General features: G+C 43.4%; 21 protein-coding genes. 10 read left to right on the top strand and 11 right to left on the bottom strand.

Annotated features, from left to right (window positions below; genetic code table 11):
* The first annotated feature begins 208 nt into the window (after positions 1–208).
* From thiI to rlmM, 3 genes are all read left to right on the top strand, one after another.
* The gene (gene thiI / locus QV280_RS09550) at positions 209–1,657 is read left to right on the top strand and encodes a tRNA uracil 4-sulfurtransferase ThiI (RefSeq protein ID WP_152819562.1); all 1,449 of its coding nucleotides are present in this window, start codon (positions 209–211) and stop codon (positions 1,655–1,657) included.
* Between the two features lie 498 nt (positions 1,658–2,155).
* Entirely contained in the window at positions 2,156–3,067 is a 912-nt protein-coding gene (locus QV280_RS09545; protein ID WP_023403352.1) for a transcriptional regulator GcvA, read from the top strand.
* A gap of 62 nt (positions 3,068–3,129) precedes the next feature.
* Positions 3,130–4,218 (top strand): 23S rRNA (cytidine(2498)-2'-O)-methyltransferase RlmM, encoded by a 1,089-nt coding sequence (gene rlmM, locus QV280_RS09540; protein ID WP_023403353.1) that lies wholly within the window; start codon positions 3,130–3,132, stop codon positions 4,216–4,218.
* A 52-nt stretch (positions 4,219–4,270) separates the two neighbouring features.
* Here rlmM and xni read toward each other — a convergent pair whose 3' ends face one another.
* The 4 genes from xni to queF form a co-directional block, all read right to left on the bottom strand.
* Entirely contained in the window at positions 4,271–5,041 is a 771-nt protein-coding gene (gene xni / locus QV280_RS09535) for a flap endonuclease Xni (protein WP_152819563.1), read from the bottom strand.
* Positions 5,042–5,124: 83 nt separating this feature from the next.
* Entirely contained in the window at positions 5,125–6,486 is a 1,362-nt protein-coding gene (gene ppnN, locus QV280_RS09530) for a nucleotide 5'-monophosphate nucleosidase PpnN (protein WP_023403355.1), read from the bottom strand.
* Between the two features lie 261 nt (positions 6,487–6,747).
* Positions 6,748–9,054: a tetratricopeptide repeat protein gene (locus tag QV280_RS09525; protein WP_152819564.1), complete on the bottom strand. Its 2,307-nt coding sequence runs from the start codon at positions 9,052–9,054 to the stop codon at positions 6,748–6,750.
* A gap of 3 nt (positions 9,055–9,057) precedes the next feature.
* Positions 9,058–9,912, bottom strand: coding sequence for an NADPH-dependent 7-cyano-7-deazaguanine reductase QueF (gene queF / locus QV280_RS09520; RefSeq protein WP_152819565.1), 855 nt, complete (start codon positions 9,910–9,912; stop codon positions 9,058–9,060).
* Positions 9,913–9,998: 86 nt separating this feature from the next.
* On the opposite strand from queF, the gene syd reads away from it, so the two are divergent.
* The 3 genes from syd to QV280_RS09505 are packed head-to-tail and all read left to right on the top strand — an operon-like array spanning position 9,999 to position 12,121.
* The gene (syd, locus tag QV280_RS09515) at positions 9,999–10,547 is read left to right on the top strand and encodes a SecY-interacting protein (protein ID WP_152819566.1); all 549 of its coding nucleotides are present in this window, start codon (positions 9,999–10,001) and stop codon (positions 10,545–10,547) included.
* Position 10,548: 1 nt separating this feature from the next.
* On the top strand, positions 10,549–11,325 hold the full coding sequence (locus QV280_RS09510) for a Zn-ribbon-containing protein (RefSeq protein ID WP_023403359.1): 777 nt from the start codon (positions 10,549–10,551) through the stop codon (positions 11,323–11,325).
* 58 nt (positions 11,326–11,383) lie between these two features.
* Complete coding sequence (locus tag QV280_RS09505; protein WP_023403360.1) at positions 11,384–12,121, top strand: RNA methyltransferase; 738 nt, start codon at positions 11,384–11,386, stop codon at positions 12,119–12,121.
* 67 nt (positions 12,122–12,188) lie between these two features.
* Here the strand turns inward: QV280_RS09505 and fdxA are convergent, their stop codons facing one another.
* Positions 12,189–12,512: a ferredoxin FdxA gene (fdxA, locus tag QV280_RS09500; protein WP_023403361.1), complete on the bottom strand. Its 324-nt coding sequence runs from the start codon at positions 12,510–12,512 to the stop codon at positions 12,189–12,191.
* Positions 12,513–12,813: 301 nt separating this feature from the next.
* On the opposite strand from fdxA, the gene QV280_RS09495 reads away from it, so the two are divergent.
* Complete coding sequence (locus tag QV280_RS09495) at positions 12,814–14,427, top strand: NAD(P)/FAD-dependent oxidoreductase (RefSeq protein WP_152819567.1); 1,614 nt, start codon at positions 12,814–12,816, stop codon at positions 14,425–14,427.
* Between the two features lie 77 nt (positions 14,428–14,504).
* On the opposite strand, the gene QV280_RS09490 is transcribed toward QV280_RS09495, so the two are convergent.
* From QV280_RS09490 to QV280_RS09475, 4 genes are all read right to left on the bottom strand, one after another.
* Positions 14,505–14,954, bottom strand: coding sequence for a YaiI/YqxD family protein (locus tag QV280_RS09490; RefSeq protein WP_152819568.1), 450 nt, complete (start codon positions 14,952–14,954; stop codon positions 14,505–14,507).
* A complete protein-coding gene (locus QV280_RS09485) occupies positions 14,954–15,235 on the bottom strand; it encodes a hypothetical protein (RefSeq protein ID WP_023403364.1) in 282 nt (93 codons plus the stop codon). Before QV280_RS09485 ends, QV280_RS09490 begins: the two co-directional genes overlap by 1 nt.
* A 167-nt stretch (positions 15,236–15,402) precedes the next feature.
* On the bottom strand, positions 15,403–15,699 hold the full coding sequence (locus tag QV280_RS09480) for a DUF3301 domain-containing protein (protein WP_152819569.1): 297 nt from the start codon (positions 15,697–15,699) through the stop codon (positions 15,403–15,405).
* A complete protein-coding gene (locus QV280_RS09475; protein ID WP_152819570.1) occupies positions 15,700–16,743 on the bottom strand; it encodes a DUF3549 family protein in 1,044 nt (347 codons plus the stop codon).
* Between the two features lie 68 nt (positions 16,744–16,811).
* On the opposite strand from QV280_RS09475, the gene QV280_RS09470 reads away from it, so the two are divergent.
* Both QV280_RS09470 and truC read left to right on the top strand, forming a co-directional pair.
* Positions 16,812–17,141: a YqcC family protein gene (locus tag QV280_RS09470; protein ID WP_039970243.1), complete on the top strand. Its 330-nt coding sequence runs from the start codon at positions 16,812–16,814 to the stop codon at positions 17,139–17,141.
* Complete coding sequence (truC, locus tag QV280_RS09465) at positions 17,141–17,872, top strand: tRNA pseudouridine(65) synthase TruC (protein WP_152819571.1); 732 nt, start codon at positions 17,141–17,143, stop codon at positions 17,870–17,872. Before QV280_RS09470 ends, truC begins: the two co-directional genes overlap by 1 nt.
* A 94-nt stretch (positions 17,873–17,966) precedes the next feature.
* Here truC and QV280_RS09460 read toward each other — a convergent pair whose 3' ends face one another.
* Both QV280_RS09460 and glnD read right to left on the bottom strand, forming a co-directional pair.
* Entirely contained in the window at positions 17,967–18,350 is a 384-nt protein-coding gene (locus QV280_RS09460; protein WP_023403369.1) for a DUF3461 family protein, read from the bottom strand.
* Between the two features lie 233 nt (positions 18,351–18,583).
* Positions 18,584–21,208, bottom strand: a complete 2,625-nt coding sequence (glnD, locus tag QV280_RS09455; RefSeq protein ID WP_039970258.1) for a bifunctional uridylyltransferase/uridylyl-removing protein GlnD — start codon at positions 21,206–21,208, stop codon at positions 18,584–18,586.
* Between the two features lie 201 nt (positions 21,209–21,409).
* On the opposite strand from glnD, the gene QV280_RS09450 reads away from it, so the two are divergent.
* The gene (locus QV280_RS09450; RefSeq protein ID WP_152819572.1) at positions 21,410–24,559 is read left to right on the top strand and encodes an HD domain-containing phosphohydrolase; all 3,150 of its coding nucleotides are present in this window, start codon (positions 21,410–21,412) and stop codon (positions 24,557–24,559) included.
* The last annotated feature ends 35 nt before the right edge of the window (positions 24,560–24,594 follow it).

Here is a 24,594-nt window from a genome sequence, read left to right as displayed (position 1 = left end):
TGGTCAATTTTAGCAGTTAAAAATCCTGCTTTATCACTAACTTTAGTTCATTTGTTGCTAGATAAATGAACAGCCTATCATATTGTTTTATTTTTACTCGGCTATAAATAGTATATAATTCGTCGCCCTCAATTGTGTACGCTGTGCCAATTGGCAAAATAATTTAGGCTAGACTCGAGTCATTGACTAATCAGAAGTGAAATTATCTATGAAGTTTATCGTAAAACCACATCCAGAAATTTTTGTAAAAAGCGAATCAGTAAGGAAGCGCTTTACACGTATTTTGGAGTGCAATCTAAGGATTATCATCCAACGTCGCACAGAATCAGTGGCGGTATTCAATCGTAGAGATCATATTGAGATTTCTTCTGAAAGCGATGAATTCTACCCACAAGTGCTAGAGATTTTAACTCGCACGCCGGGTATTCATCACTCTTTAGAAGTTAAGCAAACAGACTTTACTGATATGCATAACATCTACGAGCAAGTACTTGAGCTAAGCGCAAGCCGAATTGAAGATAAAACCTTCTCTGTTCGTGCTAAACGTCGCGGTAAGCATGACTTTAGCTCAATAGAGTTAGAGCGTTATGTTGGTGGTGGTTTAAACCAAGCGGTTGCCAGTGCCAAGGTTAAGCTAACTCGCCCTGAAGTGACGGTTAACATCGAAGTGGCGGGTGACAAACTAAACCAAGTATTAGCGCGTCATAAAGGTCTTGGTGGCTTCCCTCTAGGAACGCAAGAAGATGTACTGAGCTTGATTTCGGGTGGATTCGATTCTGGTGTGTCTAGTTATCTGCACATTAAACGCGGTTCTAAAACGCATTTCTGCTTCTTTAATTTAGGCGGTCCTGCGCACGAAATTGGTGTTAAGCAAGTGGCTCACTACCTGTGGAACAAATACGGTTCTTCGGCAAAAGTGAAGTTCATTGCGGTTGATTTTGAACCTGTGGTAGCGGAAATCCTAGAAAACGTCGAAGACGGACAAATGGGCGTTATCTTAAAACGCATGTTTATGCGTGCTGGTGGCATGATTGCCGATCGTTTTAAAATTGAAGCTTTGGTTACCGGTGAAGCACTAGGTCAAGTATCGAGTCAAACCCTAACTAACCTACGTCACATTGATGGCGTGACCGATTCTTTGATTTTGCGTCCGTTAATTAACTGGGATAAAGAAGACATTATCGATTTGTCTCGCATTATTGGTACTGAAGATTTTGCTAAGGTCATGCCTGAATACTGTGGCGTTATTTCTCGTCGTCCTACAGTGAAAGCTGTGAAAAGTAAGCTAGAAGCTGAAGAAGAGAAATTTGATTTCTCTGTACTTGAAAAAGTGGTCAGTGAAGCGCGCGTTATGGATATCAGAGATATTGAAAAAGAGAGTCTAGAACAAGCGCCAGAAGTTGAACAAGTGAATGCTGTTCAAGATCAAGCTGTTGTGTTGGATATCCGCAGCCCTGACGAAGAAGAAGATAAACCACTGGAAATTGAAAGTGTTGAAATTCAACACATTCCTTTCTATAAACTAGCCACTAAGTTTGGCGATTTAGATCAATCGAAAACTTACTTGCTGTACTGTGACCGAGGCGTAATGAGCCGTTTGCAAGCACTGTACCTGCAAGAGCAAGGCTTTAGCAATGTGAAGGTGTATCGCCCGTAAATATTGGGTTGAGTCATTAGTAGGTCGGTGTCAGCACATGATACCAATCGTACTAAATAACTGGTCATTCTAGCTTGTTAAAATGCTCGATAACGGCGTTAGAATTTTTGATTGTAGAATAACTACTTATCGAAAAATTCTGCCTTGTTGTCGAGCATTTTTCTTGCGCTAGTTCTGAACACTTACTTAGTGTGACTGGTATAAGTTGACTCCGGCCTTCTTTTTTATGCACATAAAAAAACACCGCTCAAAAGAGCGGTGTTAAAATGACAGACAAGTTCATTAAATAGGATGTGCTTTGGGGTATATCCAAAGCAGTGGTAGAGACTACCGTGCTCAAAGTGAGCTCACAAACACAACATTGCGAGTCGGATCCATGCCAAAGGCATGCCGTTTAGACCCTATCGCTTGGGACGCAATATAGATTTTCTCTGGCTGTTGAGCAACGGACAATTTATAATGTTTCACATAAGAAAAACTAATGCTAGATAAGAGTGAATGGCAAGACGATTACCCCCATTAAAATCATTGAAGGTTTTTGAAGCAGCCGCAAGGCATTTAAGCTTTACTCGCGCGGCTGAAGAACTGTTTGTTACGCAAGCTGCGGTGAGCCATCAGGTCAAAGCACTGGAAGAGTTTTTAGGCTTAAAACTGTTTAGAAGACGCAATCGCTCCTTGTTACTCACAGAGGAAGGCCAGAGCTACTTCTTAGATATTAAAGATATCTTCACTTCATTATCTGAGGCGACCGATAAAGTATTGGAGCGCAGTGAGAAAGGTTCTTTGACTATTAGCTTGCAACCGAGTTTTGCGATTCAATGGTTGGTGCCTAGATTAGCGGATTTTAATGCTCAAGAGCCCGATATTGATGTGCGTATCAAAGCGGTAGATATGGACGAAGGTTCATTAACTGACGATGTTGATGTAGCTATCTATTATGGCAGGGGTAACTGGCCTGGCTTGCGCGCCGATAAGCTTTATCAAGAGTATTTGGTTCCTGTGTGTGCGCCTAGTTTATTGGATGGCAATAAGCCATTGAATTCATTGAGCGATCTTAGCTCGCATATTCTGTTGCATGATACGTCACGTAAAGATTGGAAGCAGTTTGTCAAAGAGCATCAGTTAAATACGATTAACGTTAACTACGGGCCTATTTTTAGTCATTCAACTATGGTGCTGCAAGCCGCTGTACATGGGCAAGGCATTGCTTTAGGTAATAACGTATTAGCGCAACCGGATATTGAAGCAGGACGATTAGTTAGCCCGTTTGATGAGGTCTTAGTCAGTAAAAATGCGTTTTACGTTGTTTGCCACGAGAAGCAAGCTGACGTAGGGCGTATTGCGACATTTAGAGATTGGATGCTAAGTATTGCGGCCAGTGAAGGCGATCCTTCTATTGGTCAACACTAATTTATTTTGACGCAATTGCGTCGCGCGCTGAAGAAATTCAGCGCATGAAAACGAGGTTTAACTTGAAACAGGTTATTTTGTATTGTCGCGCTGGCTTTGAAAAAGATTGTGCTGGTGAGATTCAAGATAAGGCAAACAACATCGAAGTGTTTGGCTTTCCACGCGTAAAACGTAACAGTGGTTATGTTTTATTTGAATGTTATACAGAAGGCGATGCCAACCGTCTGGTTCGTGAAATTGATTTTAAAACATTAATTTTTGCTCGCCAAATGTTTGCTGTGGCAGCAAGTCTAGAAGATTTGCCGGTATCTGATCGTATTACGCCAATTTTAGAGGCACTGTCTGAGCAAGAAGCCGTTCCTACTTGTGGTGATTTGCGTATCGAAACACCTGATACCAATGAAGCAAAAGAGCTATTGAAGTTCTGTCGTAAGTTTACTGTGCCATTGCGTCAAGCGATGCGCGGTAAAGGGCTTCTGTATAAAAAAGACAATTTGAATAAGCCTGTCATGCACTTGTGCTTTGTTGAACCGGGTAAGTGTTATGTTGGATACTCTTACCCAAGTAACAACTCTCAGTTCTTCATGGGTATTCCTCGCTTGAAGTTCCCTGCAGATGCGCCAAGTCGCTCTACTTTGAAACTTGAAGAAGCCTTTCATGTCTTTATCCCTCGTAATGAATGGGATGAAAGATTGGCTTCAGGCATGTGGGCTGTCGATTTGGGTGCTTGTCCTGGCGGTTGGACCTATCAGCTTGTGAAGCGCTCTATGTTTGTCCACGCCATTGATAATGGCATGATGGCGCAAAGCTTAATGGATACTGGTCAGGTGAAACACCATCAAGCGGATGGCTTCAAGTTTGAACCACCACGTAAGAATGTCACTTGGCTGGTGTGTGACATGATTGAAAAACCGTCTCGCGTCGCACAATTAATGGGTGAGTGGATCATTCAAGGTTGGTGTAAAGAAGCAATTTTCAACTTAAAACTGCCAATGAAAGGCCGTTATGATGAAGTATTGGGTGATATTGAAAACTTGAAAGTGTTCTTAAAAGAAAATGGCATCAAGTTTACCCTACAAGCTAAGCATCTTTACCATGACCGTGAAGAGATCACGGTACATGTGCAATCGCATACCAATTTAGGTTGGTAATCGATTTAGCGCTATAAACGATAAAATCGTAGACCTGCTGTATGGGCAGTGTCTACGGTTTAGTCCAGCGTAAATCTTGTAAGTTAAAGCCTAGCTCTAGGTCTGTTTTCAACGATGCCAATTCTCGGCATAACAGCGCATGCTGTTCATTTCCTGCTATTTTCTTTTTGTACTTTTCTGGCAGTTCGTCATCCGCAAAGGCTTGCTCTAAGGTCTCGTGATTGGCCAAAATTTCCCGCGCTGCTTTAGGTCCAACGCCAGCAATACCACTTAAACCTGTACCACTTATCCCAGTCAGTCCCCAATAATCACTTAACTGTGCCACCTTAACCGCAAACTCTTTTTCGACAAAAGCTTGATCGAGCCAGCGGTGCTGGAAGTAATCGCGGATGCGTAGTGAAGGGGATAGCAGTTGGCAATAGCCTTTATCGGTAGAAATAATGGTGACTTGATGTTGTTGGTTTGCCACTTTAACCGCTAGGGTTGCGACTAAGTCGTCAGCTTCATCACCATCGGAGAGCAAAGAGTCAATTCCCAACTCCCACCACGCTTGTTGAATAGCATCTAAGCCTAAAGCCAGTGGCTCTGGCATAGGTTTGCGATTTTGTTTGTATTCAGGAAAGCGCTCTTCTCGCCAGCCACGCACCTGCTGGTGGTGATCAAATACTGCGATGATATGCGTTGGCTCTGTTTCACTTAGGATGCGTTTGAGCGTGCGAGAGGTGGTGTCTATTGTCCGTTGGATATCCGTTTCATCAGGCTGGGCTGAGTGTACTCTGCGAATGAGGTTCAGTGCATCAATGATAACCAGGTGTATAGACATAAAATCAGTAAAAAAAATAGGGCCGTAGCCCTATTGTATCGAAAACTGCCTTAACTGTTTAATGTTAAATAACAGATAAGGGGTTAGTCTGAGGTTTGCACTTTATAACAAGGCGTATACGTTGACCCCGGCAATTTCATGCGCTGCTGTTTGACAAAATCACCAAGCAAAGTATCCATTTTCTTCATGAGCTCTTTATCGCCATCGATAATGAACGGTCCTTTTTTCTCAATCTCTAGGATGCCTTCTGCTTTAACGTTGCCCGCAACAATGCCAGAAAAGGCTTTGCGTAGATTAGCCGCTAGCTTTTCTGGCGCTTGCTCCATATGCAGATCGAGGTTGTGCATGTTTTCATGAGTCGGATCAAAAGGCATTTGAAACTCAGGCTCAATGTATAAAGACCAGTTGTAGCTGTAAGCGTCTTCGTTTTCTTTACGATGCTGTTTTACTTTTGGCATGGCACTTTTCACGATGCGCGCTGCTTTTGCCGGATCATCAATGACAATCTCGTAATATTTTTGCGCTTCTTCACCTAAAGTATCGTGGATAAACTGATCAATAGAGCGGAAGTAGTCTTCACTCTCTTTAGGGCCCGTTAATACGATAGGCAGTGGCTGATCTCTGTTTTTAGGATGCATCATAATCCCTAACGCATACAGCAACTCTTCGGCTGTGCCCGGGCCTCCGGGGAAAATCACTATGCCGTGCGCAATACGCACAAAGGCTTCCAGACGCTTTTCAATATCTGGCATAATGATCAGCTGGTTTACGATTGGGTTTGGCGGCTCTGCGGCAATAATGGATGGCTCGGTTAAGCCAATATAACGAGTTTGTTTGTGTCTTTGCTTCGCATGACCAATGGCGGCGCCTTTCATTGGTCCTTCCATTGCCCCCGGCCCGCAACCGGTACAAATATCCAGCTCTCTTAAACCAAGCTCATGTCCCACAAGGCGGGTGTATTGATATTCGATTTCGTTAATCGAGTGTCCACCCCAACACACAATCAAGTTGGGTTCGATACCGGGAATCAAGACTTTGGCGTTACGTAAGATGCCGAATACGAGGTTGGTAACATGCACGGGGTTTGCAAGGTCTAAGCTGGTGTTTTGCGCCATATTCATGTGCACAAATACAATGTCACGTAGTACCGAAAATAAGTGCTCTTGAATCCCTTTGATGATGGTGCCATCGACAAAAGCTTCTTCTGGGGCATTGTTGAGCTCTAATTTAATGCCGCGCTCACGGCGTAATACATTGACGTCAAATGATTGATATTGTTCTAGTAATTTTTTACTGTCGTCGGTGTGACTGCCAGAATTAAGCACCGCTAGAGTACAGTTTCGATACAGGGTATACAGTTCACTCGAGGCAGTTTTTTTGAGACGCTCAACTTCGAGTTGAGAAAGAAGATCCATACTTCCGACAGGGTTAATCGTTGTTATCATAACGGCTCCTTATTCATGGTACTGACCTCTACCACATGACATTAAAGTAGCTGATGCTTTGAGATAGCTTGATACTTTTATGTCGCATGATTCAGCAATGTTGCTTAGGTCAGTGATGAGCTTGCAAAAAAGCTCCCAATTAATACGCAGTAACATGGCCATTGGTTTCAAATGTTGACACGCAACCTAATCTTTATACTAGATACCTTACGCACAATAGCAATGATAAAGACTAATAGAATTAATAATTTAAGTTAATTCTTATTGGTCTTCACTTTGTTCATGCTTGGGCAATTCACTCAATACAGTGGCAAGATTTTCTTCTGAGCCTGATGTGTGCACCTTAATCATGCCCTTTTGAATAGCGTTCAGACTGGAGCGGCGCATGTCATCTTGGGCAAAGCAGGCCGCTGGTGCTAAAGGTATTGCCACAAAAGAGACCCATTGGCTTTGCTGCTCGTATCGCACTAAGGTGTTGCTGATGTCTGAGGCGAGTAGCAACAGATCAATGAGATCTTCATCATTGATAGCGGTATAGGCGCGCGGTAAAAACGGGTAGTCGGCAAGACTAAGACTAAACAGTCGATTGACCGCAAAGTCTGTTTCAAAGCTATCAATAATATTTTTAAATTGCTCAAACAGTCGTTTAGGTTGGTGCAGTTTTTCGGGGTTCGGTTCAATATATAAAAATGAACGATCAGATAGGTGATACAGACGCGCTTCATCTGGAATCAAACTTGCAATGTGCTCACCAAAGGCTTTTTCTTCGCTACGTCCCGCTTTATAACCATGCTTAGTGTAGATATCCGACAGCATAGGAATATCAATTAACGAGAACTTTAACCGATCATTTAATGGTTCATCAATTAATTGTCCAAAACGCCATTGTTCGTAATTAGTGGTAGAGCGGTTTAAAGAATCAGGCAGTTTTCTACTTAACATTCGCATGTTTCTTAAACCCGAACGAGGGTGAGTATATAGCTCTTTGTTGAGTTCAGTGATCAACTTATGTTTACGATTTAATCGACGTGAATTGAATACAAACAAGAAGAACAATACGATACAAGATACGGACAATGCCAGAGTCAGGGTCTTGGTTTGGCTGTAATCTGTGTTTAAGTTATTGAATTTGTTTACTTGATCTTGGTAGTGTAGCGATTGCTCGATAGAGGTAATTTGGTTCAGAAAACTCTGACTTAATTGCTCTTCCTTATCTTGAAGATTAAGCGCAGTAAGTCGATTGTATTCTTCGAGGTAATTTAACGAGTCTTTGGTGTTATTGGTAGACTTGGTGATCAAATGAAGCAGTGACAGCGTTTGCAACTGAATGTCACTGTTGTTGAGTGCTTTTGCTTGTTGCAAGGCATATTTAGCTTGATGTTCCGCTTCTTTGGGATGTTTTTGCAGAAAATCCAGTTTAGCGGTCAATAGTATCGCTTTAACCTTTGGTACTTTGATATCTGTATATTCAAGAAGATCGGTGGCGCGATTGAGATAGCGTTTTGCTAAAGTGAAATTGTATAAATTTAGGTAAGTTTCAGTCAGTTTTAGTCGCAGATCGATGATTTTGCTGATGTCTTTCTCTGCCAGTTCTAGGTCCAATACGTTGAAGTAATGCACGAGCGCAAGGTTATAACGTCCTTGAATAAAATACACATCGGCCAGTTTTTGTAACACGGTGGCGAACATCGGAGATTGTTCATAGTGACCATAATAACTGGCTGCCTGAGAAAGATGCTCCTGGGCTTTATCATAAATTTGGCATTGTAAATACAGATCGGCCAACAGGTGGTTAGCGCGTGCGATATATTGTGCATCATCTTTGCCAATAGCGACCCAGTAGCTTTCTATTAGCTCTTTTAACGCCAAGTTAAAATGGTGTGCTTTCAGATAGTGTTTACCTAAGCGCAAGCTAGCTTCTAAGCCGTCTTCATAAGTGCCATAGTTTTGCGCATAGTCCTTAGCAAAAAGATAGCTGGCCTCTGCTTGTTCGTTTTTCCCGGAATCTGAGTATATTTTTGCATGAGCAAGGCTTAGCCAATACTCCAGTCGCAGTTTGTCTTCATGCTTAATATGTAAAGTATTTAGCTTTTCCTCAATCTTGTTTAATGGGGCTTCAACTTTGCGAAAATCTCTCGTCATTTTCCATAATAGGCTGACACGCAATATTTTCGACTCAATTTCAGGAACGAATAAATGCTTGGTCATTGCAATAGAGATGCTTTTATCCAAACTGGCCAAAGAAGAACGGTAATTACCTAGAATATAATCCGCCATACCGATGGTTTGATAGGCATGAATTTGATTACTGGCTTTGGCCAACGGGGTGACTTTTCGTTGCACGCCATTGGTGGAGTAGTTTTCTTCATAGTTAGGACTATTTTGATCACTCAGGAACCTCATTGCTTTATTTTTTGATTGCAAAGGGGTGACTTTCACCAGTCGTCGAGCATCGAGTAGAGTCTTCGGTGTATAAACGCTGGATTCATGTGCTGTGACAGGGATCGAAAACGAAAATAATGCAAAAACAACTAATGCAAACGGAACGAACCTGAGTGAACGAAGCATGTGTTATTGCCTCGCCAAGCGTAAAGTGCTGTCAGGTAAAGAATCTGGATTATGCAAACTGGTACGGAAAGGATTGATATCTAAGCCTCCACGACGGGTATAGCGAGCATAAACAGACAGTTCTTCAGGCTGGCACAACAGCATAATGTCCGTGAAAATACGTTCAACACACTGTTCGTGAAATTCGTTATGTTCTCTGAAAGAAACAATGTAACGCAGCAGTGCTTCGCGGTTGATTTTTTTACCGGTATAGCGAATTTCAACGCTACCCCAATCTGGTTGGTTAGTGATCAGGCAGTTAGATTTAAGAAGGTTGCTGTGTAAAGTTTCAGTGACTAACTCGTCGCTTACGCTGTCTTTTAAATAATCGGCATTAAATTCATAAGCTGTGATAGTAATGTCTTGCTCATCAATACAAGAGCCTTGCATATCGACAATGGGTTGTTGATTAAAATCTTGTACTTTACTCAGCGAGACAGAAACTTCCCCACCGGCACATGCAGACAGGTCTTTGACAAGTAAGGCTTGTACTTTATCCCAATCGGCAAATTGGGTTTGGTTGTAGCTATTGAGATAGAGCTTAAAAGATTTGGATTCAATGAGGTTTGGCGTGTTTGCCGGAATCACCACATGTCCAACAGCTACTTGCGGTAAGCCATTGTTATTTAACCAAGACAGTTCGTAAAGAGTCCAAATATCTTGCCCTTTGAACGGCAGTGTATCGCCAAGCTTCAGGTCATCTCGGTTCAAACTTCTTGGTACGGCTTGCAATAGTTTAGGGTCATAGGACGACGAATATTGCGTTTTTTGTCCAAGCGTTAGGCCGGCGAGTTCTTTTGCGTCTGAATATTTGCTCATTTTACACTGCGTTATAGAGTAGAATGTTGGGAATTTTACTGAATAGATACTTAGATGTCATCAACGGAACGCTTGTAGGGTTACTTATGTCAAATTCAATCGCTAGTGCACTTAGCTCAATTCATCAACAATATCTAAAAACGTTTGAGCAAGAGCACGGTACTTTGCCCGCTAGTGCTGAGTTAGTCGGGGTAGCTTCACCTTGTATTGAAGAAACAAAATCAGGGGAAGTGGTGTACTGGAAACCCGTACTGCGAGACCCGCAAGCCGACCTTAGTAATGTAGAGCAGGGCATTGAGTTGCTGCTTCATCCAAGTATTGCTGAGTTTTATGGCAGTTACTACAGCGCCGATCTTGAGATGAGTTGGCAAGGCAAACCTTTGACGCTGCTGCAAGTGTGGAGTGACGAAGATTATATGCGTCTGCAAGAAAATATTTTGGGGCATTTAGTCACTCAGCGCCGCTTGAAAATTAAGCCGACGGTTTTTATTGCCGCCATTGACTCCGATCTGGATGTTATCTCTATCTGTAACCTGAGCGGGAATGTGGTTTTGGAAACGTTAGGTACTAGCAAACGAGAAGTGCTGGCTGACAATCTTGTAGAGTTTTTGTCAGCATTGGACGTAGAGGTTTAGTATGTTCGTGTGTGAAATGCAGTTCGAGTGCTTTGAAAACACCACGATCACCGCAGTAGAAAAATCTATAAATGGCTTAATGGAAGCGTTGCGCTTTAATGGACAAGTGCTAGGTCGAGAATTTCCATTAGCTATGGACGACGCCAGTTTTAGCCTGCGTTGTGTCTGCCCTGAAGAGGACAGTTTGCACCCTAGAAATCATTCAGATTTTGTGCGTTTTTCACTGGCTAAACTTTCTGAAGCGGGGGTATTAACACCAAAGATCCGCGTGCTAGGGCAAGATCTTAATTCAGAGCAAACAGCGCCAGATGAACAGCCAAGCTGGCAAATTTTGTACACCACTTATGTACATACCTGCTCTCCGCTGCGCAGTGGCGATTCTTTTATGCCGATTCCGCTGTATCGTAACCCCCCGACGCTAAATGGCGATCATAAATCCATAGTAAAATGGCAAACAGAATGGCAAGCCTGCGATGAGTTGCAAATGGCGGGTGGCTGTAAGGCCGAATTTGCCGCTTTGCGTGAGCTTACCTCTATCGACAGTGATATTTATCGTCGTGGTTGGGATTTGCGCGGCCGCATTGAATACATTACCAAGATCCCAACCTACTACTATCTATATCGAGTAGGTGGAGAAAACTTACAGCAAGAGCAGCAACGAAAATGCCCTAAATGTGGTGGTGAATGGCGCTTAGATGAGCCTTTGCATGACATGTTTCATTTTAAATGCGACCAATGCCGTTTGCTGTCCAATATTTCATGGGATCACCTAAAGTAGCTAGCTTTATTCAGCAGTATTTTAGGTGGACTTTCTGAACAAATTTTGTGGAAAAATAATGATCTCGAAAAACCAAATTAAACTTCTTCGCGCACTAGGGCAAAAGAAACAACGTAAAGCTCATGGCTTGTTTTTAGTGCAAGGTGAGAAAAACGTGTTAGAGCTGTGTAATAGCCAGTTAGTCGTTAAAACCGTATTTGCAACCTCAGAGTTTTTACAGGCAAACGGTCAAGCTCTGCAAAACTTTGACTGCGTAGAAGCCTCTCTTGATGATTTAACTAAAGCCAGCACTTTGGTCAGCAACAATGCGGCCATTGCGGTGGTGGAGATCCCAACCGTTGCAACGCCAGTTGCACAAGGTTTGATGATCGCTTTAGATGGTGTTTCCGATCCGGGTAACTTAGGCACGATTATTCGCGTTGCGGATTGGTATGGCATTAAGCACATTATTGCCAGCACCGATTGCGCAGACCCATACAACCCTAAAACCATCAGTGCCACTATGGGCAGTTTTGGGCGCGTATTCGTCAGTCAGTTAGATTTACCAAGCTATTTAGAGCAAGCACAAATTCCTGTGTATGGCGCGTTTTTGGAAGGGGAAAGTACCCATCAAAAAGCGTTCAGCAGTGAAGGGATTTTACTGATGGGCAGTGAGTCGCACGGCGTGCGTGAGGCTGCAGCAAAGTTTGTCACTGATAAAGTGACCATTCCTGCGTTTGGTCAGGCAGAGTCGCTGAATGTTGCCATGGCAACGGGTATTATTTTGGATAATATTCGCCGTCAGCACAGTAACTAGCCGCTATACAGCAAGCCGCTAACCTAAATAAATAGAGCCGTCAGTGGCTCTATTTTTGCTATAGGCTCTATTTTTCGAGCATATCCAATTTATCGGGTACGCCATTCCATTTTTCAGCTTCAGGCAGTGCCGGCTTTACTTCAGTGATGTTAGGCCAAACTTCGGCAAGTTCTTCGTTTAACGCAATGAACACTTCTTGGTCTGGCGTTAATTCATCTTCTTGAAAGATAGCTTGCGCGTCACACTCAGGTACGCACAATCCACAGTCGATGCATTCAATAGGACTTATCACCATAAAGTTAGGCCCTTCATAAAATGCGTCCGCAGGGCATACCGCCACGCAGTCAGTATATTTACACTGTATACAGTTATCGGTTACGACAAACGCCATGATGAGCTCTCTATGTTCTGTTTTTCTGAGGGGCGATGATACGGATACCGTTACAAAAAACAATATTTGTCGCTGAAAATATCCATATCTCACCTTTGGCTATATTGCTTAGCTGTACTGCTTAGTTTAGCACTGATAAGGGAAGTGAAATTATGGCAAGGGACGGGGAATAAATATGACAGCACCTTCAAGTTGGCGTAAAATTCCTGCCATTGTGAGCTAGGCGTACAATTATTCACCGCTTATTGCAGCAAAAGAATAAATCAAAACCTAGCTAAGACACCGACTACGAGACATCACTATGATACGTTTAACCGAAATTAAACTTCCTTTAGATCATGAGGAAGAGGCGATTCAGGCAGCCATTACTAAAAAGCTTGGCATTACCGCAGCAGAAGTTCTTTCTTTTAATGTATTTAAACGTGGCTATGATGCTCGTAAAAAATCTAAGATTTTATTGATTTACACACTGGATGTAGAAGTGGCAAACGAGGCTGAGCTATTAGAAGCCTTTATTAGCGATCCGCACGTAAAAGTGACTCCTGATATGGAGTACAAGTTTGTTGCGCAAGCGCCGCAGAATCTGACCGAGCGTCCAGTTGTAATTGGCTTTGGTCCTTGTGGTTTGTTTGCGGGACTGGTATTGGCACAAATGGGCTTTAAGCCAATTATTGTTGAGCGCGGTAAAGAAGTGCGTGAACGCACCAAAGATACTTTCGGTTTTTGGCGTAAGCGTAATCTAAACCCTGAATCTAACGTACAGTTTGGTGAAGGCGGCGCAGGTACATTCTCTGACGGTAAGTTATACAGTCAAATCAAAGACCCTAAGTTTTATAGTCGCAAAGTGATTAATGAATTTGTCGATGCAGGCGCTCCTGCCGAAATCAAATTCGTTAGCAAGCCACACATTGGCACCTTTAAGTTGGTGACTATGATTGAAAAAATGCGCGCTAAAATTATCGAACTGGGCGGTGAAATCCGCTTTAGTACGCGCGTGGATGATTTGCACATCGAAGATGGCCAACTGACGGGCGTTACCTTGTCTAATGGTGAAGAGATCAAATCTCGTCATGTGGTATTAGCGGTCGGGCACAGTGCGCGTGATACGTTTGAAATGCTGCATGAGCGCGGCGTATACATGGAAGCCAAACCGTTTTCAGTGGGTTTTCGCATCGAACATAAACAATCTATGATTGATGAAGCTCGCTTTGGTAAAAATGCAGGCAACCCAATTTTGGGCGCGGCGGATTATAAACTAGTGCATCACTGCAAAAATGGTCGCACGGTATACAGCTTCTGTATGTGCCCAGGTGGCACTGTGGTTGCTGCAACCTCAGAAGAGGGACGCGTAGTCACCAATGGTATGAGTCAATACTCTCGCGCTGAGCGTAACGCAAACAGCGCCATTGTGGTGGGCATTTCACCTGAGCAAGATTACCCAGGTGATGCATTGGCCGGTATTCGCTTGCAACGTGAGTTGGAGTCAGGCGCCTTTAAACTGGGCGGCGAAACTTACGATGCACCAGCGCAGAAAATTGGCGACTTCTTAAAAGGCTCAGATCCAACAGCGATTGGCAATGTTGAACCATCATTCACACCGGGCATCAAGCTAACCGATATTTCCAAAGCACTGCCTGATTACGCTATCGAAGCGATTCGTGAAGCGATCCCAGCTTTTGATAAGAAAATTAAAGGCTTTGCTAGCGCCGATGGTTTATTGACTGGCGTAGAAACGCGCACATCTTCACCGCTTAGCATTAAGCGTGATAAAGACTATCAAAGCGTTAATCTAAAAGGCTTCTATCCTGCGGGTGAAGGGGCTGGTTATGCGGGCGGTATTTTGTCTGCAGGCATCGACGGTATTAAAGTCGCAGAAGCGTTAGCACTGTCTATGGTTGAGAAAGCGCAAGGTTAATCTCGATTTACATCGAATAGCACTAAGGGCTCAACAGAGCCCTTTTCTATATCTGTAACAATGACGGTAACTCAAGTTTACTTCGGAGCACGTGCAAGAATTTTATCTAACGCATTGGCAAAGTCGCGTCTATCTGTTTGTGATAATGCGCTAGGGCCGCCGGTTTGTACGCCTGATGAGCGCATGGTATCCATAAAGTCACGCACGTTAAGGCGTGCTTTAATATTGTCTTTGGTAAATAGCTCACCGCGACTGCTCAGGGCTTGTCCGCCTTTGCTAATGACTTCATCAGCTAAGGGAATGTCAGAGGTGATTACTAGATCATTAGCTTCAATGCGCAGAGCAATTTCGTCATCGGCGATATCAAAGCCTTGGCTTACCTGAACAAAACGAATGGTGTTTCGTTGCGGAAGCGGGATCGGGTGGTTGGCAATGAAAATACACTCAATACCGGTGCGCTCTGAGGCGCGAATTAAGGTTTCTCGAATCACTTTTGGACAGGCATCGGCATCAACCCAAATCTTCATTACTGCTGTCCTTTTTCTAGGGCTTCTATGCGACGAGTTAGCGCCACTATTTGCTGTTCAAGGGCTTCGATTTTGCAGTCGGCGCTGCGACTGTCATCAGCCACTTCAATTTTAGGTACGCGTTTGCTGCTCTTCCAATTTTTAATCGCGCTAATTAGAGCGGGCATAGGAATTTTGCTTGCTAGGCGCGCTTTAACGAGCGCTAAAGTCGGCTCTTTGCCTTCTGCTTCTAGGGATAGGAACACTTGGTTGAGTTCGTCAGTCACTTCTTTGGTTGGCATAGTCTGTTTTTTCGTTGAAGGTTTAGGTTCATCCTATCGAAATCGGTATCACGAGTACACTGTCTCGATACGTAATATCTCAATGAGCACTATACAGATGAGAAATATAAATCTAAGAGACTGGATGCCAGTCTCTTAGATTTTGTTGTGAGGGTTAAGCTGCAAAATTAAATGCGATAAGGCTGGGTATAAAAGTGCGCTAATCGCATGCCATGCATGGTCAGTTCACCGTGATAGCAGTCGTCGCCCAAGGCTGAAAACTCAAAGCAAAACACAGTATGCCAACCTAGTTTGCCATCGGGATAACGAACTCGATGGCTACCCGAAGAGATACTGACAATTTGCAATTCGAGTTGCTTGCAATGACGCGAAATCGCGACTTTTGCCAGTTCGGCTTGTCGTCTATGTTGCCAGAACAGGGTCAGTAATATGGCGCATCCAAGTATTGCCAGCAGGTGCTCCATTTAGCTTCGCCCTTTTGCACTTTTTTGTAAGTGAATAAGAGCATCGGCTAATTTTTCAGATGGTGCTTGATGTAGCATCGGCAAAATAACCATGCGCAGTTTTGGCTGCATTACCAAATCAGCAAACAACTGGTTGAACAGCTCTTGATTATTGGTTTCTGCCAAGCGTATTAAAAACTGCTCCGCCAGCGCGCTGTCTTGCAGTGGGCTCCAACAGCGACCGGCTATTGCAATCAATACTTCTTGGTGACTGAACTTACTTTCCGACAGTATTGCTGTCACCAGTGACGACAGCTTGTTGCCTTTGTCTCCGGCAAGTGCACGAACCAAAGCCGATAATAAAAACAAATCCCCTTGCGGGTTATTAAGCTGCTCTAAGGCTAAGTCGTACAATCTAGCGGCTAGTGAGTCGCTAATATCGCAGTGCTCTAATGCGCCTAATAGCGCGTACAATGGTTGAGTGGGTAGGTGAGGTAAGCTTTTCTTCACCATCAGCTCATTGCCAGACTCTTTTAAGCGTGCACAAATATCGGTAATACCTTGCAGTCCAACCGTTTGCCAGTTGCTCCAACCTAAATCGCCTTTAAAGTAAGTCAGTGCGTGGGCGTAGTATTGGCTTGCCGATAGGCCAAGCTCTGCGCTTACTTGGCTGTTAAATACCGCCAACTTATCTTCTTTGGGTTTAAAGGTGTATGGGTTGCTTGCCAGTTGCTCTTGAGCTTCTTCGCTGAGCTCTTTTTGTAATCTAGAGCCCATTGCTTCTAGTACAAATTTAATAAAATTACCGATATCGGTAGCGCTTAATAGACCGCGCTCATCGAGGTCAAATTTAAGGAACCATATCCACGGCTGTTTTTGCTCATTCCAATAGGTGATGGCAAATTGGGCTTGGCGCTGAATTGGATAAGGGTAGGCTTGTCGGCCTAATTCAATGTTTTCAAACTCGTCGTTTGCAATCAATTCAATGCGACGACCTAGGTCATGTACTTTAAATTGACAGTCGCTGTCGTTCAAAATTTGTGTCAGTGTTGAAATAGTTTTCATTTGCCTGCGTCTAAATAGCCCATACTCTCCCTATAACATGGTAATCTTGCGCCGAATTTCAAGAGCAAATGAGAAATACCTTGAATACTATCTCTAAACAAATGCAAAAATTGCTATTATCTGCACAAAGTAGGCTCCAACAAGCCGATTTGTGGGAGGCTGATAGGCCTTCATTAGAGGCGTTGAGCAGTGAACAACCTTTCGCTATTGATACTTTGCGCCCAGAGCAATGGCTGCAATGGATTTTCATTCCTAGAATGAATCAACTGCTTAATGCAAATTTAGCCTTGCCGCGCGGGTTTGAGATTACGCCCTATTTTGAGCAAGTGTGTAGTGATGATGTTCGCTGGCATCCAGTGTTAGAAGTACTAAGACAGATTGATGAGGTTTGTGCGTAATGTTAGATGTTATTTATCAAGACGAGTACATAGTGGCAGTCAATAAGCCTGCCGGTATGTTGGTGCATCGTTCTTGGTTAGATAAAAAAGAGACCCAGTTTGTGATGCAAACATTGCGCGACCAAATTGGTCAACATGTGTTCCCTTTGCATCGCTTAGATCGTCCAACTTCTGGGGTATTGGTTTTTGCCTTGTCTAGCGAAGTGGCTTCACAAATGATGCCGATGTTTGCCGAACACCAAATGCAGAAAACCTACCATGCGATTGTGCGTGGTTGGATTGAAGAGGGCGATAGACTCGATTATGCCCTGAAAGTGGAATACGACAAAATTGCCGATAAGTTTGCCAACAAAGATAAAGAAGCGCAGGAGGCAATCACAGATTATAAGCTTCTAGCAAAGGTAGAAGTGCCATTCTCAACGGGGCGTTTTCCAACCTCTCGCTATTGTTTAATGGAGCTGCAACCTCTGACTGGTCGCAAGCATCAACTTCGTCGCCATATGAAGCATCTACGTCATCCCATTGTCGGTGATACTACGCACGGTGACGGTAAGCACAATCGTTTGTTTAAAGATAATCTGCAAAGTGACCGCTTACTATTGCACGCCTCAAGGCTAGAGTTTGAACACCCGTTTACTGGCGTTCAGTTAGTTCTGGAAGCTCGCTTTGATGAAACTTGGTGTCAGTTGATTGAGCGCTTTGCTTGGCAAGAGGTATTTGCTGAGGAGTAATCGTCCGGAGAGTAATTTGCTTTCTCAACGAAAAAGCTCATAGGGTGATCCTTATGAGCTTTTTTATGCGCTTTTAGTGGTAAGCCAGTATGCACTATTTCAGCTTTTCTAAATCCGCTTCTATCTCGGCAATTTTGCTTGAAACCACTTTTTCTAAATGGCGTAAATCGGACAATATTTTTTGTTTAGTGGTGAGCTTGGTTGGCACAGTAGGCTTGGTCAGCATATTTAGCTCATCAATCACTAAGGTTAGATTACGGTTGATCTCAGTTTTGTTGCGGTATTGACCGCTACCGTCATCAAGTAACACGCTTTTTACCTGTCTTGGGTATTTGAACTTCACGCTCTTTGCAAACAATTCACCTTTCTGCTTTTTAAAGTAGATCTTCAGTACATCTTTTTGAGCTTCTTGGCGCAAAGAATAGCGTTCAATCTGCGTTGGCTCATTGATTCCCAACCCGGTTAGGTGTGGATACATAGGCACCTCTGTGGACAAATATGATGGAGATGTTTACAAAAGGTCGTGTTATCCATCGAAGTTAATCATTGATAACTCAGCCGGCTAAAAGGCCGCAGATGAGTGTTGATTGACTGTGATTGATATTCAAGAGAACACCTTTTATATAGAGTCCTCAATTTAGCAGGGAAGCAAGCACTTAGGTAGTTACTTACCTCCCAACTCTGCTCTTATTCACATTAATATTTATGGGATTAATGGGGAGCCAGTTTACTGATGTTTTCAATCAGTTTAGTGCGCAGTAGTTGTTGCAGTTGTTCGTCTAATTTATTCCCCTCGGGAGAGGTGATAATAAACAAATCTTCCGCTCGCTCACCAATGGTGGTGATCTTGGCAGCATGCAGATGCAAATCGAGCTTGGCAAAGGTGGCACCAACCGCGGCCAGCAGCCCCGGAGTATCGAGTGCCACTAATTCCATTAAGGTTTGGCTGTTATTTTTTGTGGCAATGAACTCGGTGCGAGTTTTTACCTTAAAGTGCACTAAATTACGCGGTGTGCGTCTTGGTTTTATTTTGGTTAAGCGACCGTCTTTGATCACATCTTGCAGATGCTTAATAATCCCCGCATGTCGGCTCTCTTCTAGCGGCTGATTATTTTGATCTAAGATGATAAAGGTATCTAAAATGTATTTATCACGACTGATCATCACCTGCGCATCGTGCACATTGAAATTTCTACGATCAAGCTCTGCCACTACGCTGGCAAATAATACCGGTTGATCTTTGGTATACACAAATAACTCAGAGCCGCCACGAGTTGGCTGTGGGTTGATCAGTATCAACGGCGAGTCTGGATCTTCTTGTTGTAAAATAGCCTGAGCGTGCCACGCCAACTGTTGTGGAGTATGGCGTAAGAAGTAATCGGCTTTAAAGCGTTGCCATAGCAGTTCAATTTCTCGTGGGGTGAAGCCTTGGCTTCTTAATACCGCAGATGCTTGTTGTTGGTTATGTCTTATTCTTTCTCTGACATCGACAGGGTTCTCAAGCCCTCGTCGCAAAGCTCTTTGCGTTGAATAGAATAACTCAGTCAAAAGTGAGCGTTTCCAACTGTTCCATAGCTCAGGGTTAGTAGCACAAATATCGGCCACCGTCAGGCAGACCAGAAATTCCAGATACTCTTCGGTTTTTACTTTTTTCGCAAAATCGGCAATCACTTCTGGGTCTTGAATATCTCGTTTTTGTGCCGTAACTGACATCAATAAGTGATGTCTGACTAACCAAGCAACCAGTTTAGCTTCTGGTTTCGATAAATTATGTTCAATACAGAAATCATACGCTTCACCTTCTCCGATCACCGAGTGATCGCCGCCGCGTCCTTTGCCGATATCGTGAAAAATAGCGGCAATGATCAACAACTCAGGTTTTTGAATTCTAGGCAGTACTTCACAGCAAATAGGGTGCTTTTCTCTGTTTTGAATATCACTAAAGGTATTGATGTGTTTGAGCAGACGCATGCTGTGTTCATCAACGGTATACACGTGGAACAGATCAAACTGCATTTGCCCTACAATCTGGCTCCATTGTGGCAGGTAGGCGGACAATACCCCGAGTTGATGCATCAGACTAAAGGCTTTGTTTAAACAGTTAGGGTGCTTGACCAACAACATGAATTTTTCGCGTGCTTCAGGAATATCATGCAGAAAACGGTTTAATCGTCTTCTGGCGGTGCGCAGTTGACGAAGGGTAGGCGGCGCTACTCCGGTAATGCTTGAGTCATTGGCGATATGGATAAACATATCCAATATGGTGTCGGGGCGAGCTTGAAAGAGTGCGGGTTTTCTGGCTTCGATTAAGTGCCCACGACGCTGAAAATCGTCATTGATGATGTCTGCTGGAACTAACTTACCTTGATTTAAAATCGCTTGGTCAAAAAGTTTAAGCAGCATTTTGTTCAGTTCTATGATGCGACGTAAAGTGCGGTAGAACTCTTTCATCATGCGCTCAACGGGTTGATTTCTCTCTCCGGTAAAGCCTAAGTTTTCAGCCACTTTTGCTTGATAGGCAAAAGAGAGACGGTTGTCATAGCGTTTTAATTCAATATGCAGGGCAAAGCGAATTTGCCAAAGGAAGTTTTGGCACTCTTGCAGTTCGCGGTATTCAGCGTCGGTTAAGAAACCGTGATGGCTCATTTCTAGTAACGAGGATGCGCCAAAGTGACGTCTTGCCACCCAACTTAATGTATGGATATCACGCAGACCACCGGGGCTGGATTTAATATCGGGTTCTAAGTTGTAGCCAGTGTCGTGATAGCGCGCGTGACGCTGTTTTTGCTCTTCTAACTTAGCGCGATAAAACACCGCGCTTGGCCAAAAAGTCTCAGCATGAATTTCGTTTCTCAATAGCTGAAAGCAATTTTGGCTGCCACAAATTAAACGTGATTCTTGCAGGTTAGTGGCAACGGTTAAATCGTCTTTTGCCACTTCAATACACTCACTGATGCTACGTACACTGTGCCCAACTTCAAGTCTGAGATCCCATAGCAAAGTGACAAATTCACTAATTTTTGGTGTGACTTCTTCTTTTAACGGTCGTTTAGACAAGATCAAGATATCAATATCTGATAGCGGGTGCAGTTCGCTACGACCGTAACCGCCAACGGCAACCAGAGAGATACCTTCCATATTCTGAAAGCCGAAGTAATTCCAGATTCGCTCTAATAGCGAGTCCATAAAATCACTGCGTTGTTGAACCAACCCAGAGACAGGTTGACGTTCTAGAAAAGCGCTTTTTTGCTGTTCACTAAAAAGGTGCAGTAAATGGCGTAGGTTTTGAATATCCAGTTGTTGATCAGACAGTTGAGCTGGGGATAGAGCATCGATGTTTGGCACGCACGAAGTCCTTTTATGCAGTAGAGTCACTACAATTGATATTTCCTGAAATTGTGAGTGATAGCAAGATAAAGTTAGCAAACAAAAGCGTTTGCATATGGTTAATTAGGCAAAAAAACCAATATATTCATACACTTTCATAATTATTGTTCTAATCTAATTTAGTGAGGGAGTTTCATTAATGAGGGTTGGATGAAAAGGCGATTTACGATAAAGGTGACAGTGATCAGTCTCTTTATCCTGACAACTTGTATAACCGCTAGTGTTGCAATCAGTTTGCAATACTATTTTAGTCGTCAACAAGCTCTTCATACTGCGTTAGAAAAGTATCAAGGTATCTCTCACAGCATTGGCAATGAAGTTCGTGAATTTGATGAGTTTGTGACCAATCTAACCAAAGTCCTTGCCAGCCTTGAACAAGAGCTGGAGCAATTTGAGCATAACCATATCGCGCGCAATGCATTTGCTCAGTTGATGGAAAACAGCCCGATGTTTTATAGCGTTTATATTGCTAGAAAAAACGGGCATTTTTACCAGCTCATTAATTTAGATTCTGTAGAAGGATTGCGGCCGCGAATTGGCGCGCAGACTCAAGACCGTTGGGCGCTGGTGGAAATAAAAAAAGATCAGCAGACCAATACGAAAGTGACCTCTTACTACAGTGATGCCTTTGAACTCAGGGACAGTGTTATCGAGAGGAGCAAATTTAATGCGGTTGAACGCCCTTGGTTTGTAGGTGCTAACCATGCGCAAGTGTATAAAACCGATCCCTATTTATTCCACAATGTGCAATTAAACGGCCAAACTTACGCGTCGCGTATTAAAAATTCAAAATATGGCAGTGTGGTCGGGATTGATGTGGTGGTCGCTTCTTTAGCTCACGAAGTAAAAGCTGGATTAGGACCGGTGCAAACTCATTTGCCTGCTCAGTTTTTTATTTATGATCAAACTGGCACGTTAAAGGCTTCATCGCACGAGGATAAATATTCATTATTGCCGGGAGTGAGCCCTCTTGAACTTACTCCTGAGCAACACGCACTGATTAATGCCTCCGATACGCTTGAAGTATCAAACCAAACCGATTGGCCACCTTTAGATTTTGCCGTTTCGGGTAAACCTACGGGGTATTTTATTGATGTTATGCGCATCATATCGCTAAAAACGGGAATCCAGTTCAAGTTCATTAATGGACTGAGTTGGCTAGAGATGGTGCAAGCGTATAAAGACGGTGATATTGAGGTTTTATTCCCTGTGGCGTATAACGCGACCAGTCGAGGCTTGGGAGAACTGAGTACGCCATTAGCGCATTTTGATTTCGCAGTGGTGGTTTCTAATACACGAATTAAAACGCTGAGTGAATTAAAAGGAAAAAAAGTTGGCATCTTAAAAGGATGGTCAATTGTCGAAGAAATTAGACGTGAACAACCTTCGATTGAGTTGGTGGAATTGGATGATATATACACAGGTCTGATACAAATAGAAGATGGTCAGCTGGATGGCGTGATTGATCTGGCGGTGATTTTACAAAGTAAAATTGATCGACACTTTATAGAGGGACTTAAGGTTCATCGTATCGACTCGGCAAGTCTATTGCAGGTGCAAAACTCGTTTCATTTTGTGGCGAAAAGCATCGACCCTAAGCTTGCTGAGATCATGAATTTAGCGATCAAAAGTTTAACGCCGAGTGAAATTCATTTTCTGGAAAATAAATGGTTTGGTTCAGGAAGCCCTAACAGCGTAGTCCCATACAAGTTCCTCATCGATGCGACCAAAGATCCTAGTCTGCGCAATCAACTGTCTAAATTTAATGTGGATGGCGTGCCTTATTTTGGCTTTGTGCAACAACTGAACTTATATGAAGACGGCACCGAATATCTGAGCATTACCATTCCTGCCGAATCGTTGTTAAAGGTGGCGCTGAGTAACGTCATGACGGTGACATTAGGTTCAGCCGCTATTTTGTTGTTACTGATCCCGTTATCGCATGTTTTTTCCAACCCTATTGTAAAGCCTATTCATGCTCTGATTGCACAAACGGTGAAAGTCCGCGAGCGTAAATACAGCAGTGTTGAGCTAGTGCCAACCATGATTAAGGAGTTGGATGAACTGTCGGTTTCGATTCAAACAACGGCCGACGAGTTGAGCCGTTACGAACAGCAACAGCAAGAATTTGTGGATTCATTTATCAAGCTAATTGCGCAAGCCATCGATGATAAATCGCCCTATACAGCAGGTCACTGTAATCGAGTTCCAGAGTTGGCAATTATGTTAGCCAATGAAGCGGAAAAGTCGGCTAGGGGCTCATTGGCTCAATTTGAATTTGCCAATGATGCGCAGCGAAGGGAGTTCAAAATAGCCGCTTGGTTGCATGATTGTGGCAAGATCACCACCCCTGAGCATATTGTTGATAAAGGCTCAAAATTAGAGGTGAATTATAACCGCATTCACGAAATTCGAACTCGTTTTGAGGTGATGATTCGCGATCAGATTATTACCTTTTATCAACAGCAATCCCCACAGTTAAATCCGGATATGGATAGCCAACTGCAAGCCAACATTGAGGCGCTAAAACATGAGTTTTCATTGGTTGCTAAAGCCAATGTCGGTGGAGAAATGATGGATGATGAGGCCATTGAGCGCATCCAGCAAATTGCGCAAAAAACGTGGGTTCGTTATTTAGATAATCGGATAGGGTTATCTCCTGAAGAAGAGCGCCATTATAGCGAAACTGATTTAGCCTATGCGCAATCAAAGCCGGCAAATACACCGGCCATTGAACCTTTGCTTGCGGATAAACCTGAGCATTGCATCGCCCATCCGCAGAAGGTGGAATTTGACCCAAGTTTTGCCATTAAAATGGAAGTGCCCGAGTATCTTGCTAACCGAGGTGAGATCTATAACTTGTGCATTCGTAAAGGTACTTTGACAGAAGAGGACAGGTTTAAGATTAATGAGCACATTATCAGTACGATTAAAATGCTCGAAGCAATGCCTTTCCCTGAAGAGTTATCAAAAGTGCCACGCTACGCTTCTACGCATCATGAAACAATGAAAGGCACTGGTTATCCAAGAAAACTCAAAGGTGAAGAGCTGAGCATTCCTGAACGCATTATGGCACTGTCGGATGTATTTGAAGCTCTTACCGCAGCAGATAGACCGTATAAAAAAGCCAAAACGCTCAGCGAATCTTTGAAGATCATGAAGTTTATGGTGCTCGATGAGCATTTGGATAAAGAAGTGTATCGTTTGTTCTTACACAGCAAGATTTATCTGGACTATGCTCAGCAGTATCTAACGCCTGAACAAATAGATGATGTGGATATTGAAGATTATTGGGTGTGATTCGCGACCTGTATAAACAAAAAGCCAGCATCTGC

This window comes from Vibrio sp. B1Z05 (assembly GCF_052955985.1).
The sequence above is the reverse complement of the archived record's forward strand: the minus strand, read 5'-3'. Positions and strand labels throughout refer to the sequence as shown.